At 67.0% G+C, this 14,886-nt stretch carries 12 protein-coding genes and 1 tRNA gene; 6 read left to right on the top strand and 7 right to left on the bottom strand.

Annotated elements, in window-relative coordinates; translation table 11 throughout:
- Positions 1-56: 56 nt before the first annotated feature.
- The 6 genes from rho to argS form a co-directional block, all read right to left on the bottom strand.
- A complete protein-coding gene (gene rho / locus WMN78_RS13490; RefSeq protein WP_340534222.1) occupies positions 57-2,195 on the bottom strand; it encodes a transcription termination factor Rho in 2,139 nt (712 codons plus the stop codon).
- Positions 2,196-2,559: 364 nt separating this feature from the next.
- On the bottom strand, positions 2,560-3,546 hold the full coding sequence (gene thrB, locus WMN78_RS13485; RefSeq protein ID WP_340534221.1) for a homoserine kinase: 987 nt from the start codon (positions 3,544-3,546) through the stop codon (positions 2,560-2,562).
- Positions 3,547-3,548: 2 nt separating this feature from the next.
- On the bottom strand, positions 3,549-4,655 hold the full coding sequence (gene thrC / locus WMN78_RS13480; RefSeq protein WP_340534220.1) for a threonine synthase: 1,107 nt from the start codon (positions 4,653-4,655) through the stop codon (positions 3,549-3,551).
- Positions 4,656-5,972 carry a homoserine dehydrogenase gene (locus WMN78_RS13475; RefSeq protein ID WP_340534219.1) on the bottom strand — a complete coding sequence of 439 codons (1,317 nt, stop codon included), beginning with the start codon at positions 5,970-5,972 and terminating at the stop codon, positions 4,656-4,658.
- Positions 5,973-7,475, bottom strand: a complete 1,503-nt coding sequence (lysA, locus tag WMN78_RS13470) for a diaminopimelate decarboxylase (RefSeq protein WP_340534217.1) — start codon at positions 7,473-7,475, stop codon at positions 5,973-5,975.
- A gap of 4 nt (positions 7,476-7,479) precedes the next feature.
- Positions 7,480-9,144, bottom strand: coding sequence for an arginine--tRNA ligase (gene argS, locus WMN78_RS13465; RefSeq protein ID WP_340534216.1), 1,665 nt, complete (start codon positions 9,142-9,144; stop codon positions 7,480-7,482).
- A gap of 189 nt (positions 9,145-9,333) precedes the next feature.
- Here argS and WMN78_RS13460 point away from each other — a divergent pair, with 189 nt between their 5' ends.
- The 6 genes from WMN78_RS13460 (at position 9,334) to WMN78_RS13435 (ending at position 13,894) form a co-directional block, all read left to right on the top strand.
- Positions 9,334-9,792 carry an FMN-binding protein gene (locus tag WMN78_RS13460; protein WP_340534215.1) on the top strand — a complete coding sequence of 153 codons (459 nt, stop codon included), beginning with the start codon at positions 9,334-9,336 and terminating at the stop codon, positions 9,790-9,792.
- A 28-nt stretch (positions 9,793-9,820) separates the two neighbouring features.
- Entirely contained in the window at positions 9,821-10,693 is an 873-nt protein-coding gene (locus WMN78_RS13455; protein ID WP_340534214.1) for an FAD:protein FMN transferase, read from the top strand.
- A 5-nt stretch (positions 10,694-10,698) separates the two neighbouring features.
- Positions 10,699-12,210 (top strand): oxidoreductase, encoded by a 1,512-nt coding sequence (locus tag WMN78_RS13450; protein WP_340534291.1) that lies wholly within the window; start codon positions 10,699-10,701, stop codon positions 12,208-12,210.
- Between the two features lie 87 nt (positions 12,211-12,297).
- Positions 12,298-12,370, top strand: a tRNA-Arg gene (locus WMN78_RS13445).
- Positions 12,371-12,484: 114 nt separating this feature from the next.
- Complete coding sequence (locus tag WMN78_RS13440; protein WP_340534213.1) at positions 12,485-13,528, top strand: M4 family metallopeptidase; 1,044 nt, start codon at positions 12,485-12,487, stop codon at positions 13,526-13,528.
- Positions 13,529-13,591: 63 nt separating this feature from the next.
- Positions 13,592-13,894: a protealysin inhibitor emfourin gene (locus WMN78_RS13435; protein WP_340534212.1), complete on the top strand. Its 303-nt coding sequence runs from the start codon at positions 13,592-13,594 to the stop codon at positions 13,892-13,894.
- Here WMN78_RS13435 and WMN78_RS13430 read toward each other — a convergent pair.
- Complete coding sequence (locus tag WMN78_RS13430) at positions 13,891-14,859, bottom strand: GlxA family transcriptional regulator (protein ID WP_340534211.1); 969 nt, start codon at positions 14,857-14,859, stop codon at positions 13,891-13,893. The genes WMN78_RS13435 and WMN78_RS13430 overlap by 4 nt on opposite strands.
- Positions 14,860-14,886 lie beyond the last annotated feature (27 nt).

Here is a 14,886-nt window from a genome sequence, read left to right as displayed (position 1 = left end):
CGAACCGCCCAAAGTGTGCCAGCCAAAGGCCGGCACACTTTGAGCGGTAAACGTAGCTATTTGTCGTTATCCGACTTCGCACCAAGCGTCGTCTTCTGGACCTGCATGAGGAACTCGACGTTGCTCTGGGTCTCCCGGATCTTGTTGGTCAGCAGCTCAAGGCTCTGCTGCGTTTCGAGTCCGGAGAGGACGCGGCGCAGCTTCCACATGATCTTGACTTCCTCGGGGGAAAGCAGGTTCTCTTCGCGGCGGGTGCCGGACGCGTTGACGTCCACTGCCGGGAAGATGCGCTTGTCCGCGAGCTGGCGGGACAGGCGCAGTTCCATGTTGCCGGTGCCTTTGAACTCTTCGAAGATGACTTCGTCCATCTTGGAACCGGTCTCGACGAGGGCAGTGGCCAGGATGGTGAGCGAGCCGCCGTTTTCGATGTTGCGGGCTGCACCGAAGAAGCGCTTCGGCGGGTACAGCGCTGCGGAGTCGACGCCACCGGACAGGATGCGGCCCGAGGCCGGTGCTGCCAGGTTGTAGGCACGGCCCAGGCGGGTCATGGAGTCGAGGAGCACCACAACGTCCATGCCCATTTCCACCAGCCGCTTGGCGCGTTCGATGGAGAGTTCGGCCACGGTGGTGTGGTCGTCGGCGGGACGGTCGAAGGTGGAGGCGATGACCTCACCCTTGACGGTGCGCTGCATGTCCGTGACTTCTTCAGGACGTTCGTCAACGAGCACCATCATGAGGTGGACCTCAGGATTGTTGGTGGTGATGGCGTTGGCGATGGACTGCAGGATGAGCGTCTTGCCGGCCTTTGGCGGCGAAACGATCAGGCCGCGCTGGCCCTTGCCGATCGGGGCAACCAGGTCGATGACGCGGGGGCCGATCTTCTTGGGGTCCGTCTCGAGGCGCAGGCGCTCGGAGGGGTACAGCGGGACGAGCTTCGCGAACTCGACGCGGTCCTTGAGTTCCTCGGGGGTCTTGCCGTTGACGGAGGTGACGCGGACCAGGGCGTTGAACTTCTGGCGGGCGGACTGCTGGCTGCGGTCTTCGCCTTCGCGCGGTGCACGGATGGCGCCGACTACGGCGTCGCCCTTGCGCAGGTTGTACTTCTTGACCTGGGCGAGGGAAACGTAGACGTCGTTCGGGCCCGGAAGGTAGCCGGAGGTGCGGATGAACGCGTAGTTCTCCAGGACGTCCAGGATGCCGGCGACCGGCAGCAGGACGTCGTCCTCGGTGACCTCGACGTCGTCGACGTCCGGTCCCTGGGCGCGTCCACGACGGCGGTCGTTCCGGTCGCGGAAGCGGTCGTTGCGCGAGTTGTCGCGGGTGTCCGGGCCGCCGGAGCGGTCGTTGCGGTCACGGCGGTTGCGGCGGTTGCGGCGGCTTCCGCCGTCTGCATCGTCGCTGTCGCGGGTGTCGCGGGTGTCTCCGCCGTCGCGGCCGCCACGGGTGCGGGTTGCCTGGCGTTCGTTGCGCTGGCCGGCGTCGGCTGCTTCGCCGCCCTGGTCAGCACCGCGCTGCTCGCCACCGCGCTGTTCAGCACCGCGCTGCTCGCCACCGCGCTGTTCAGCACCGCGCTGTTCTGCACCGCGCTGTTCCGCAGGAGCCTCGGCCTGGGCCTCACCCTGCGCGGCCGGGGCCTGGGCTGCCGCTTCGCCGCGGCGTCGGTTCCGGGTACGGGGCTGGCGGCGCTCTGCAGCTTCGGGTGCAGCACCCTCGGAGACAGGGGCCTGGCCCGCTTCGGGAGCCGGCTGGGCTGCAGGAGCCTCAACGGGGGCAGATTCCGGGGCCTGAGCCTCGGTGGCGGGAGCGGTGACAACGCCGTCGCTGCCCGCGCGGCGGCTGCGGCCGCGCCGGGCACGGGTGCCTTCCTGCGCAGGAGCTTCACCGGAGTCCGGTGTTTCTGCCGCAGGCGCACCTGCAGCGGGAACGGATGCCCGCGACGAGATGGTTTCGCCGGTCTTCTCGGCACCCTTGGCTGGAGCCTTGGTGGCCGAAGTGCCCGCACGATGGGCGGAAATGGCGGTCACCAGATCGCCCTTACGCATGCGGGATCCGCCGGAGATACCCAGCTGGCTGGCGAGGGCCTGCAGCTGGGCGAGCTTAAGGCCTGCAAGGCCGCTGCTCTTGGCGGGTGCTGCCGACAACTCGGCAGCAGAAGATATGTCCACAGCTGGAGACAGCTCAGTGGTTTCGGTCACGAAGGATCCTTCCCCCTCGACGGCGTCCAGACTGGGAGCTGGACGCGATGATTTGATCTGGGCTGCAGTTCAGATCTGCAGCCGGATTTCGGCCTTGCCGGATGGAATTCGGCCAGCAGGGCCGGATACTGATACGCCTCGAACATTCCAAGAAGAGACCGGAATGGCGGACTGACGGTTCAGGGGTGCAGAGCGATTCTGCAGATTCCTGCGACAGACCAAGCAGGCGGCACCGGAGACTGTTGCGCAGTTGAAGTCAAAGCAGCAAACGAACAGACAGGCACCATGGCCAACATCGGGTCCTTTTGACTGCGGTTCAGGTTCTTTTGACGAACTGCCTGCTTTTGACTAACTGCCTGCGGGATTACCGCCGGTGCACTCCCACTTTAGCACCTTCAACGTCCACCGCGAGCTTCATCACGCGCCATCCCACCTCCGGCGTGTTGGCCCGGGTATAGGCCCCGATGAAGTTCACCACGGAGGCGGCCTGTTCTTCCCCGTTGGCGAGCACCAGGACGGTGGGGCCGGCCCCGGAAACAACGGCCGCGTGGCCGGCGTAGCGCAGTGCACGGATCAGGTCCGCGCTGGGGCGCATGGCCTCCGCGCGGTAGCTCTGGTGCAGGTAGTCTTCCGTCCCGGCTAGGAGGAATTCCGGCTTGCTGGTGAGTGCGTGGATCAGCAGCGCAGCGCGGCCCGAGTTCATGGCGGCCGCATGGTGTCCCACCGACGCCGGCAGGAGCGCGCGGGCCGCCTCGGTGGACAGCTCGTAATCAGGCACCGCGACGACGGGAATCACCGAATCCGCCACGGTGGCGCAGGTGCTGCTGTACTGGTCACTGTCCTGCCATGACAGCGCCAGCCCGCCGAATATTGCCGGTGCGACGTTGTCCGGATGGCCTTCCATTTCGCTGGTGAGCTGCAGGATCCAGTCCTTGCCGCGGCGGGAGGACTCCGGAACGAGCGCATTCGCCGCCGTGACCGCAGCCACCACAGCTGACGCCGAGGAACCCAGGCCGCGGCCGTGGGGGTTGACGTTGTCGGCGGTGATCCTGAGGCCCTCGTGCCGGAAGCCCAGCCGGTGCAGTGCCTCGGTGATGGCCCTGACCACCAGGTGGCTTGCATCGCGCGGGAGCGTTTCCGCACCTTCGCCGCTAAGTTCGAACTCCAGTTCCCCACTGCCCAGGGTTTCCACGGTCAGGGTGTCGTGGAGCGACAGGGCCAGTCCCAGGCTGTCATAGCCCGGGCCGAGGTTCGCGCTGGTGGCGGGCACGCGGACGGTCACCAGCTGCCCGGCCGGGACCGCCGGTGCGCCTTCGGCAGACTCGGCCGGGACGGTGAGGGTGGTTTCCAAGGCTATTTTTCTTCCAGGCCAAGCTCGGCGGCCACGGTGACCACATCGTTGGACACCTTGACGGGCTGGACATCACTGCCGTCCTCGGTGCGCAACGCCCACTGCGGGTCCTTCAGGCCGTGGCCGGTGACGGTGATCACGATGGTCTTGCCTGCGGGAACCTCACCCGCCGCATGCTTCTTGATGAGTCCGGCAACGCCGGCGGCGGAACCGGGCTCGACGAAGACGCCTTCCTTGGCGGACAGCCAGCGGTGCGCTGCCAGGATCTCGTCGTCGGTGACGGAGTCGATGAAACCGCCGGACTCGTCGCGGGCGGCAATGGCGCCGTCCCAGGACGCCGGGTTCCCTATCCGGATGGCCGTGGCGATGGTGTCCGGCTCGGTGATGGGGTGGCCCGCCACGAAGGGGGCGGCGCCGGCGGCCTGGAAGCCCCACATCTGCGGGGTCCTGGTGGACACAGGAGGGAGCGTCCCGGCGGTATCGGATTCGAAGGGCGCGGAGTATTCCTTGTAGCCCTTCCAGTACGCGGTGATGTTGCCGGCGTTGCCCACCGGGAGGACATGGATGTCCGGGGCGTCACCGAGTGCGTCCACCACTTCGAAGGCCCCGGTCTTCTGACCCTGGATCCGGGCAGGGTTGACCGAGTTCACCAGGAACACCGGGTAGGACTCCCCCAGCTTGCGGGCGATGTCCAGGCAGTTGTCGAAGTTGCCGTCCACCTGCAGCAAGGTGGCACCATGGGCAATCGCCTGGCTGAGCTTGCCCATGGAGATCTTGCCCTCAGGGACAAGCACGGCGCATTTGAGGCCCGCTGCCGTAGCGTAGGCGGCCGCGGAGGCGGAGGTGTTGCCGGTGGAGGCGCACACCACGGCCTCGGCCCCGGAGGCTACTGCGGCGGTCATGGCCATGGTCATGCCACGGTCCTTGAACGAGCCTGTGGGGTTCATGCCTTCCACCTTGAGGTACACGGTGGAGCCGGTCAGCTCGGAGAGCTTCTGCGCATGGACAAGCGGCGTGCCGCCCTCACCGAGGGTAATGACCTTGGTGCTTTCCGTTACGGGCAAACGATCAGCGTATTCGCGGATGACACCGCGCCATTGGTGAGCCACTTAGACTCCTTCTACCCGCAGTACGGATGTAACGGAATTGATGACGTCGAGGCCCTTCACGGCCTGGACGGTTGCTGCCAGTGCAGCTTCGGTTGCGCGGTGGGTGACGATCCGCAGTTCAGCCGATTCCACCTTGGAGTCGGCATCACGGTGGATGGTCTGGCGCATGATCTCGATGGACACGCCGTGCTCCGCGAACAGTTGGGCGATCTTTGCCAGCACACCCGGCTGGTCGGCAACGTCCAGCCCGATGTAGTAGCTCGTGTTGACGGCATCGATGGGCAGCGCGGGGACCTGGCCGATGGTGGTCTCGGTCTGGGCCGGCCCGCCCAGGACAATACGGCGGGCGGCGGAGACGAGGTCTCCGAGGACGGCCGACGCCGTCGGGGTGCCGCCGGCCCCCTGGCCGTAGAACATCAGCTCACCGGCGTTCTCGGCTTCGATGAAGACGGCGTTGAAGGCACCGTGGACGGCGGCCAGCGGGTGTTCGCGGGGCAGCAGCGTGGGGTGCACGCGGACGGAGACGCCCTCGCTTCCGTCTGCGGCGGTCAGTTTCTCGGCGATGGCCAGGAGCTTGATGACAAATCCGGCGTCCTTGGCCGCTGCGATGTCCGCCGCACTGACTCCCGTGATGCCTTCGCAGTGGACGTTCTCGAGGTCGAAGCGGGTGTGGAAGGACAGCGAGGCCAGGATGGCTGCCTTGGCCGCGGCGTCAAGGCCTCCGACGTCGGCCGTGGGATCCGCCTCGGCGTAGCCAAGGCGCTGCGCCTCGGCCAGGGCATCCTCGAACTGCGCGCCGGTGGTGTCCATCTGGTCAAGGATGAAGTTGGTGGTGCCGTTCACGATGCCCAGCACCCGGGTGATGTGGTCGCCGGAGAGGCTGTCGCGGATGGGGCGCAGGATAGGGATGGCGCCGGCTACGGCCGCTTCGTAGGACAGCTGGACGCCGGCCTTGTCCGCCGCCTCATAGAGCGTGGGGCCGTCCTGGGCCAGGAGGGCCTTGTTCCCGGTGACAACGCAGGCGCCGTTCTCGATGGCGGCAAGGATCAGGGAGCGGGCGGGTTCGATGCCGCCCATGAGTTCGATGACGAGGTCGGCGTCCTTGACCAGGGTGTCTGCGTCCGTGGTGAAAAGTTCACGCGGCAGCTCAACGTCACGCGGAGCATCAATGGTGCGCACGGCGATGCCGGCAAGCTCCAGGCGGGCTCCGGTGCGGGCGGCCAGCGCGTCGGCGTCATCAATCAGAATCCGCGCCACCTGGGCCCCTACGTTGCCACAGCCCAGCAGGGCCACCTTCAGGGTTCGCAATTCAGTCATTCAGACTCCCATGTCGCGGTTCAGCAGATCTTGTTCGGTTTCCCCGCGGACAATCAGCCGGGCTGATCCGTCGCGCACAGCGACAACGCCCGGCCGGGCCAGATAGTTGTAGTTGCTGGAGAGGGCCCAGCAGTAGGCGCCGGTCCCCGGTACAGCGAGCAGATCACCGGCTGCCACGTCCTCGGGCAGATATACATCTCTAACAACTATGTCGCCGCTCTCGCAATGTTTGCCCACTACGCGGGACAATTGCGGCGCAGCGCCGGAGGTCCGCGACGCCACAACCGCCGAATAATCCGCGTCGTAGAGCACCGGGCGGGCGTTGTCGCTCATGCCGCCGTCCACCGACACATAGCGGCGCGGGTACGTAACGTTTTCAGCGCCTGATTCGCCGGTTTCACCGGTTTCCCCGTCAGCGGCGGCGGGCGCGTCAACGCGGACGGTCTTGAGCGTTCCCACTTCGTAGAGCGTGAACGTGGTGCTGCCCACGATGGCGCGTCCCGGCTCGATCGAGATCCGGGGAGCCGTGATGCCCAGTTCGGCGCACGTGGAACGCACGACGGCGGCCATCGCCTTCGCGATTTCGGCAGGAGGGCGCGGGGTGTCCACCGGCGTGTAGGCGATGCCGTATCCGCCGCCGAGGTCCAGTTCAGGCAGGACGATGGAGTACTTCTCCTGCATTGCCGCGAGGAAATGCAGGAGCTTCACGGCCGCCAGCGCGAAGCCGTCCGGTTCGAAGATCTGCGAGCCGATATGGCAGTGCAGGCCCAGGAGCTCGATGCTGTGATAGCTCGTGGCGGCGGCCACGGCCTCCTCGGCAGCGGACAGGCCGGCCTGGTCCGTTGTATCCCCGGCCATGGACAGGCCGAACTTCTGGTCCTCATGGGCCGTCGCGATGAATTCGTGCGTGTGCGCATGCACTCCGGGGGTGAGCCGCAGCATCACCTTGGCTGTTTCGCCGCGGGCCGATGCAATCTTGGCGACGCGCTCCAGCTCCGCAAGGCTGTCCACCACGATCCGGCCCAGCTTCATGTCCAGGGCACGGTGGATCTCGGCGTCGGATTTGTTGTTGCCGTGCAGGGCGACGTCAGCTCCGGGGATGCCTGCGCGGTTCGCGACGGCGAGTTCCCCGCCGGACGCTGTGTCCAGCCGCAGCCCTTCTTCCTCCACCCATCGGACGACGGCGGTGCACAGGAACGACTTCCCGGCGTAGTACACGTCCACTCCCCCGCAGATGTCGGCGAAGGCATCGTTGAAGGCGTCGCTGAACGCACGGGCACGGGCCCTGAAGTCGTTCTCGCTCATCACGAACAGCGGGGTGCCGAACTGCCGCTGGAGCTCACTGACGGGAATGCCGTCGATGGCGAGTTCACCGGCGTCGTTCCGGGCAACCCCGGCGGCCCACATGGGCTCCTGGAGCGCATTGAGGTCTGCCGGGACGGCAAGCCATTCCGGGGCCAGCGGGGATGCGTAATCCGAGGAGTTCTCGGGCTGTCCTGACATGGGGTCACATCCGTTCCGGCGCCGAAACGCCAAGCAGGTCCAGTCCGTTGGCCAGCACCTGGCTGGTGGCGTCGTTGAGCCACAGCCGCGTGCGGTTGACGTCGGTGACGGGCTCGTCACCCTGCGGCGCCATGCGGCAGGCGTCATACCAGCGGTGGTAGGCGCCGGCGATGAGCTCCAGGTGGCGGGCCACCCGGTGCGGTTCACGCAGTTCGGCGGCCTTGGCCACGATGGACGGGTAGCTGCCCAGGTAGGACAGCAGTTCGTTCTCGGTGGGGTGGTCCAGGAGTGCCGCGTCAAACACGTCTTTCCCGTCAATGGTGCGCTCGACTCCGGCCGCCACGGCGTTGCGGGCAGCGCCGCGGGAGCGGGCATGGGCGTACTGGACGTAGAACACCGGGTTCTCGTTGCTGTGCTTTTTCAGCAGCTCGGGATCCAGGGTGAGCGGCGAGTCCGCCGGGAAGCGCGCCAGCGAGTAGCGCACGGCGTCCTTGCCCAGCCAGGAGATGAGGTCCTTGAGCTCGATGATGTTGCCTGCGCGCTTGGACAGCTTGGCACCGTTCACGGACACGAGCTGGCCGATCAGCACCTCGATGTTGGCCTCGGGATCGTCTCCGGCGGCAGCGGCGATCGCCTTCAGCCGGTTGATGTAGCCGTGGTGGTCCGCTCCCAGCAGGTAGATTTTCTGGTCGTAGCCGCGGTCCTTCTTGGACAGGTAGTACGCCGCGTCGGCTGCAAAATACGTCGGTTCGCCGTTCGCGCGGATCATCACGCGGTCCTTGTCGTCACCGAAGTCCGTGGTGCGCAGCCAGACGGCGCCGCCGTCGTCGAACACGTGGCCCTGCTCGCGGAGGCGGGCGACGGCACTTTCGATGGCGCCGGCGTCGTGCAGTTCCTGCTCCGAGAAGTAGACGTCAAACGCAACGCCGAAGTCTGCGAGGGTGTCCTTGATGTCCTTCATCTGCGCCTTGTATGCCGCGCCGCGGATGACCGGCAGCGCCGCGACGTCGGTCAGTTCCCGGATGTCCGGGTGTTCGGTCAGGACGTGGTGGCCCAAATCGGAAATGTACTGGCCCGGGTAGCCGCCCTCCGGCACACCGCGGCCGTGCAGCCGGGACAGCACGGAATGGGCAAAGACGTTCATCTGGGATCCGGCGTCGTTGATGTAGTACTCGGCGGTGACCTTCGCGCCGGAGGCACGGAGCACCCGGGCGATGGAGTCACCAAGGGCGGCCCACCTGGTGTGGCCGATGTGCAGCGGCCCGGTGGGGTTGGCGGAGACGAATTCCATGTTGACCACGTGGCCGGCGAGCGCCGAGTTGGTGCCGTACTCCGGACCCGCTTCCACGATGGCCCTGGCGAGTGCGCCCGCGGCCGCGGCGTCGACCGTGATGTTCAGGAAGCCCGGACCTGCGATGTCCACGGCCGAAACGCCCTGGATGCCCTTGAGCCGTGCGCTGAGGATGGTTGCGAAGTCCCGGGGATTGACGCCGGCCTGCTTGGACAGCTGGAGGGCAATGTTCGTGGCCCAGTCTCCGTGGTCCCGGTTCTTGGGCCGCTCCACGCGCACCTCGTCCGGCACGGCTGATGCGGAAAGAGTGATTTCACCGGCGGCGACGGCGTCTTTCAGGCAGGCGGATATGGCGAGGGAGAGTTCTTCGGGAGTCACGTATCTAGCCTACCGGTGGCCCGCAAAAGCCGCGGAATCGGGGCAACGCGATGACCCCGTGAAGTCGCGCCGTGAAGCGCACAGGAGTACATGGGCTTGGTCACAGGCTGAACCATTACGCTGATTCCAACGTTGTCCATCCTGTAAGTGCCTGCATCTACCCGCCACCACACGAAACGAGCCCCCTGCATGAGCTTTCCGGTACGCAAGAGCCTCTTCGTCGGCATCGCCGGCATATCCCTGATCGGAACCCTGGCCGGCTGCGCGCCGTCCGCCCAGGCACCTGCGGCCTCCACCGGTTCGGCAAGCAGCACCCCCGCGGCCGGCACGGGCGACTCGTCGTCGGCCGCGTCCGGCTACAAGGACGGCACCTACAGTGCCGACGGAAACTATGTTTCCCCCAACGGCACGGAAACCGTGGGCGTTGAGCTGACCTTGTCCGGCGGGACCGTGTCCGGTGTGAACATCACCCAGCATCCGTCCAACCCCAACACCCGGAAGTTCCAGGGCGAGTTCGCCGGCGGAATCGCAGCGCAGATTGTGGGAAAGAAGCTGGATGAACTGACCGTGTCCAAGGTTGCCGGGTCCTCGCTCACCAGCGGCGGCTTCAACCAGGCCGTGGAGAAGATCAAGTCCGAGGCCCAGTAAGCCCGTCGCCGCGTCAGAGGGAGATCACGTGCCGCACCCGGGCTGGGCAGCGTTCAGTTTCGACGGAATCGGAACCAGCTGGGAAGTTTCTACGCCCGGCCCCTTGGAGGTCGGCCAGCGCCGCCGGCTGCTGGCGGTAGTGGAGGAGTACGACGCCGCGTGGTCACGTTTCAGGACTGATTCGACCGTGGCGCGGGCGGCGAGGCAGCCCGGCCGTTTCATCATGCCGGATGGTGCGGGCGCGCTGGGCCGCCTGTACAGAAGCCTCTACCGGCTGACGGACGGCGCCATGACGCCCCTGGTCGGCGGCAGCCTGGAACAGCTGGGCTACGACCCCGCCTACTCGCTGCGGCCCCGCGGCATCCCGCTGCCCGCCCCGCGGTGGGACGACGTGCTGGACTGGCAGGACGCCGTGTTGACCACCACCGCTCCCGTGGTGCTGGACGTCGGCGCGGCCGGCAAGGGGCAACTGGCAGACCTGCTCGCAGCGGAACTCCGGGCGCAGGGCGTCGGCGAGCACTTCATCGACGCCAGCGGCGACCTCCTCAATTCCGGACCCGCCGCGGTGACCGTGGGCCTGGAACATCCGTACGATCCCGGCCGGGCCATCGGCACCATCAGTCTGGGTACGGGCGCACTGTGCGCGTCCGCTGCCAACCGCCGGGCGTGGGGCGACGGGCTCCACCATGTCCTGGACGGCACCACGGGAAAGCCCGTCAGCACCGTGGTTGCGACGTGGGCGCTGGCGGGTGATGCCATGACAGCCGACGCCCTCGCCACGGCGCTGTTCTTCGTTTCCGGCAAGGCGCTTCAGCAGGATTTTGAGTTCTCCTGGCTTACGGTCTTCTCGGACGGAAGTGCCGCCTATTCAGCAGGTTTCGAAGGAGTGCTGTTCGAATGAATTCCATGATCCGGCGGATGGACACGTCCTTGAACCGCTTCACCATGTACCGCCTGGTGTTGTGGGTGCTTGCGGCTCTGGCCGCCTACAGCCTGCTGCTCAACGTCCTGGGCTGGCTGACGTTCGGCATCCCCGAAATGCTCACCCATCTGGCGCTGTGCCTGGGACTGACCTACGCCTCGAACCGCGGACTGGCGGCGCTGTTCCGCGTCAGGCCGCATTCGGAATCTTCACTGATCACCGGGCTGTTGCTGTATTTCCTGTTCTGGCCCAGTTTCAAAGCACTGGATGTTGCCGGCGTGGCCCTCGCCTGCGTCCTCGCCTCGGCCTCAAAGTACGCCCTGGCCTGGCGGGGCCGGCACATCTTCAATCCGGCCGCCGCGGGGGCCTTCGTGGCAGGGCTGACCGGGCTGAACATCGCCACGTGGTGGGCGGCCACTCCCCCGATGCTCTTCCTCATTGTCCCCGGCATCCTGCTGGTGCTGTACCGCACCCGGAAGATGCTGATGGGTACCGTGTTCACGGCGGTTTCCGTATCCATCGTGGCCACTGAACTCCTCCGCGCGGGGATGTCACCGGGCCAGGCACTCTGGCAGCCGCTCGCGCAGCGCCCCGTGCTTTTCTTCGTGGGGTTCATGCTGACCGAACCGCTGACCCTGCCGCCCCGGCGCTGGCAGCAGCTGGCGCTCGCCGCCGTCGTCGGCGTTGTCTTTGCCGTCCCCTACAACCTGGGTTTCGTGGCGAACTCGCCCGAACTGGCGCTGCTTGCGGGGAACTTGCTTGCCTTCCTGGCCGGGCAGCGCGGCGGCGTCCGCCTGAACTTCCAGGAATCGCGGCCCCTGACGCCGACGACGACGGAATTCAGGTTCCGGCCCGAACGCGCGCTCCGGTTCGCGCCGGGACAGTACATGGAACTGCACCTGCCCCATGCCAGGTCGGACGGCAGGGGCCGGCGCCGGGTCTTCAGCCTGACCAGCGCCCCCGACGCCCCGGAGGTGACCATCGGAGTGGGTACAGCCGAGCCGGTGTCCGCCGCCAAACGCGCCCTGCTGGCGCTGCGGCCCGGGGACCTGGTGACGGCTACCGCGGTGGGCGGCGACTTCATCCTGCCCCGCGGGCAGGACGGGCCGGTCCTGCTGGTCGCGGCGGGAATCGGCATCACGCCCTACCTCGCCCAGCTGGCCGCAGGTGCGGCGAGGAACCGCGACGTCGTCCTCCTGTACCTGGCCAAGTCAGCGGCGGAACTCGCGTACGCGGAGGCGCTGGAACAGTCCGGCGCACGGGTTCTTGCCCGGCTCTCCGACGGCTCCGCGCCGCCGTCGTTCATGGAAGACGCCGGCAAGGTCTCCCGCCCGCCCGAGCGGCTCGACGGCGCGGCGCTCAAGGAACTTGTTCCGGACATCGCCGTCCGCGAAGTGTTCATCTCCGGCTCGCCCGCCAGCGTCCGCACCCTGCGGGCAGCCGCCCGCGCTGCCGGTGCCCGGCGCATCCGCACCGACTCGTTTGCAGGGTACTGACCGCTGTTTCCGACCCGATTTTCCTTTGGAGGCCACCTTCCTGCTAAGCTCTAGGACGTCCCGCCGGCAACGGCAGGAACCCTGAATGCCCTCGTAGCTCAGGGGATAGAGCGTCTGCCTCCGGAGCAGAAGGTCGTAGGTTCGAATCCTATCGAGGGCACAGACAAACCCCGCCAGCCCAGCTGGCGGGGTTTCCTGCTTAAAGCGTGTCCGCCCGCAATGTCGGCACCCCCTCGTAGGCTGATTCCATCGCCGACGAGTAAAGGGGACCTTCATGTACTGCTCCATCATCCCGCCCTACCTGCTGCGGCGCCTTGCGGCACAGCATGAACCCCGCCTGTACGCGGTGGCCCGGGCGGCAAAGGAGGCGCTGCTCCATGTCAGGTCCATCCAGGCGACCCGCGCGCTTCCGCTGCCGCACGTCCCGTCCGGACTCCGGCAGCTCCAGCCCGGTCCGCCGAACCGCACGGTGTACGACGCCAGGACCTCCGAGTCGTTGCCCGGCCAGGTGGTCCGCAAGGAGGGGGAACCCGTCACGGGCGATTCGTCCGCGGACGAGGCCTACGACGGCCTGGGCCACACCCACCGCCTGTACGCCGAGGCTTTCGGCCGGAACTCGATCGACGGCCAGGGGCTCCCCCTTGATGCCACCGTGCACTTCGGCAAGCTCTATGACAACGCTTTCTGGGACGGACACCAGATGGTGTTCGGCGACGGCGACGGCGAAATCTTCCAGCGGTTCACCCGGTCCCTCAGCGTCATCGGCCACGAACTGGCCCACGGCGTGACACAGCACTCGGCCGGACTCGTCTACCGGAACCAGGCCGGCGCCATCAACGAATCCCTGTCCGACGTGTTCGGCGCCCTCGTGGAACAGTACGTTGCGCGGCAGCCTGCTTCGGAGGCCAGCTGGCTGATCGGCGAGGGCCTGTTCACGGAGCAGGTGCAGGGCGCCGCCCTGAGGTCGCTGAAGGCCCCCGGCACAGCCTACGACGACGACGTGCTGGGCAAGGATCCGCAACCGGACTCCATGGACTCCTATGTACGGACCAGTGCGGACAACGGCGGGGTGCACATCAACTCCGGCATCCCCAACCGCGCGTTCTACCTCGTGGCGTCTACGCTTGGCGGCAACGCGTGGGAAACCCCGGGCCGGATCTGGTACGACACGCTCACCGGCGGTTCCCTGCCTGCCAACGCCACGTTCACCAAGTTCGCCAAGGCCACTGCCGCGTCGGCTTCGGAGCTTTACGGCACCGGTTCCCCGGAGCATGACGCCGTCCGGAAGGCGTGGGAAACTGTGAAGGTAAAGCTGTAACTGGATCGCCGCCGGAGCGGTCAGCCGGCGGCCAGGCAGTACCGGAAGCACAGGAACCAGGCCATGAAGATCACTGTCCAGCGCAGCGGCGGGATTGCTGCGCTCAAGCGGGTCTGGAGCGTTCAGGCCACCACCCCCACGGACAAGAGCCGCTGGGAGCCGCTCGTTGAGGCCTGCCCCTGGGATGCCGTCCCGCGCTCCGCGGAGGCAGGCGGGCAGCCGGACAGGTTCACGTATTCCATCAAGGCCGGCCAGCGCCGCGCCACCCTTCCGGAGCAGGCCGTCACCGGCCCGTGGCGGGTCCTGGTCGACAACACCCGGGCAGCGGCCGAAGCCGCACGGAACAGCGAGCGCCGCCCGGGTTAGACCGCGGGTTCCAGATGGCCGCGGAACGCCCGCCGGTAGGACTGCGGGCTTGTGGCAAGCACTTTGCCGAAATGGTGCCGGAGCAGCACGGAATGGCCGAACCCTGACTCGCGGGCAATCTCGTCAATGTTCAGCTCCGTGGATTCGAGGAGTTCCTGCGCGCGCAGCACACGCTGGGAGTTAAGCCATGCGGCGGGAGTGGCCCCCGTTTCGGACCGGAAGCGGCGTGCGAACGTCCGCGGCGACATGTGCACCCGCGCCGCAAGCTCGTTGACAGTGTGCTCGTGTTCCAGGTTGCGGACCATCCACTGCAGCAGCTCCTCCATGGGCTGTGAGCCGCAGGCAGGAATGGGTCGGTCGATGAACTGGGCCTGCCCGCCGTCGCGATGGGGCGGGACCACCATGTCGCGGGCAATGCTGGCCGCCACCCCTGCTCCGAGTTCCACCCTCACCAGGTGAAGGCAGGCATCGATGCCTGCCGCGGTGCCTGCGCTGCTGATGATGCGGCCGTCCTGGACGTAGAGGACGTTCTCGTCCACCAGCGCAGCCGGGTAGCGGCTGGCCAGTTCCGGGGAGTAGTGCCAGTGCGTGGTGCAGCGCCGGCCGTCGAGCAGGCCGGCACGCGCGAGGGCGAAGGCGCCCGAACAAATGGACATCACCCAGGCGCCGCGGGCATGGGCGGCGCGCAGTGCGTCCAATACTTCCTCCGGGACATCCTGGTCATGGCCGTAGGGAGCCATGATCACCAGGTCAGCATCGGCGGCCGCTTCCAGCCCCCGCTCGACGTGCAGGGACAGCCCGCTCTTGAGCCGGACATCGCCCGGTTCCGGCGTGCAGACGCGGAAATCGAAAGCCGGCACACCGGTCCCCCGGGCCGACCTGTCGATGCCGAACACCTCGAAGGCGGTCCCGAACTCGAAGATGGAGAAGCCGGGAACAACGATCACAGCCACTGATTTGAGCATGTATCCATTGTGGCAGAAATTATAGCT

It is taken from the genome of Arthrobacter oryzae (assembly GCF_037911235.1).
Taxonomy (GTDB): domain Bacteria; phylum Actinomycetota; class Actinomycetes; order Actinomycetales; family Micrococcaceae; genus Arthrobacter; species Arthrobacter oryzae_E.
Note: the sequence above shows the minus strand (reverse complement) of the source record. Positions and strands in the feature narration are given on the sequence as shown.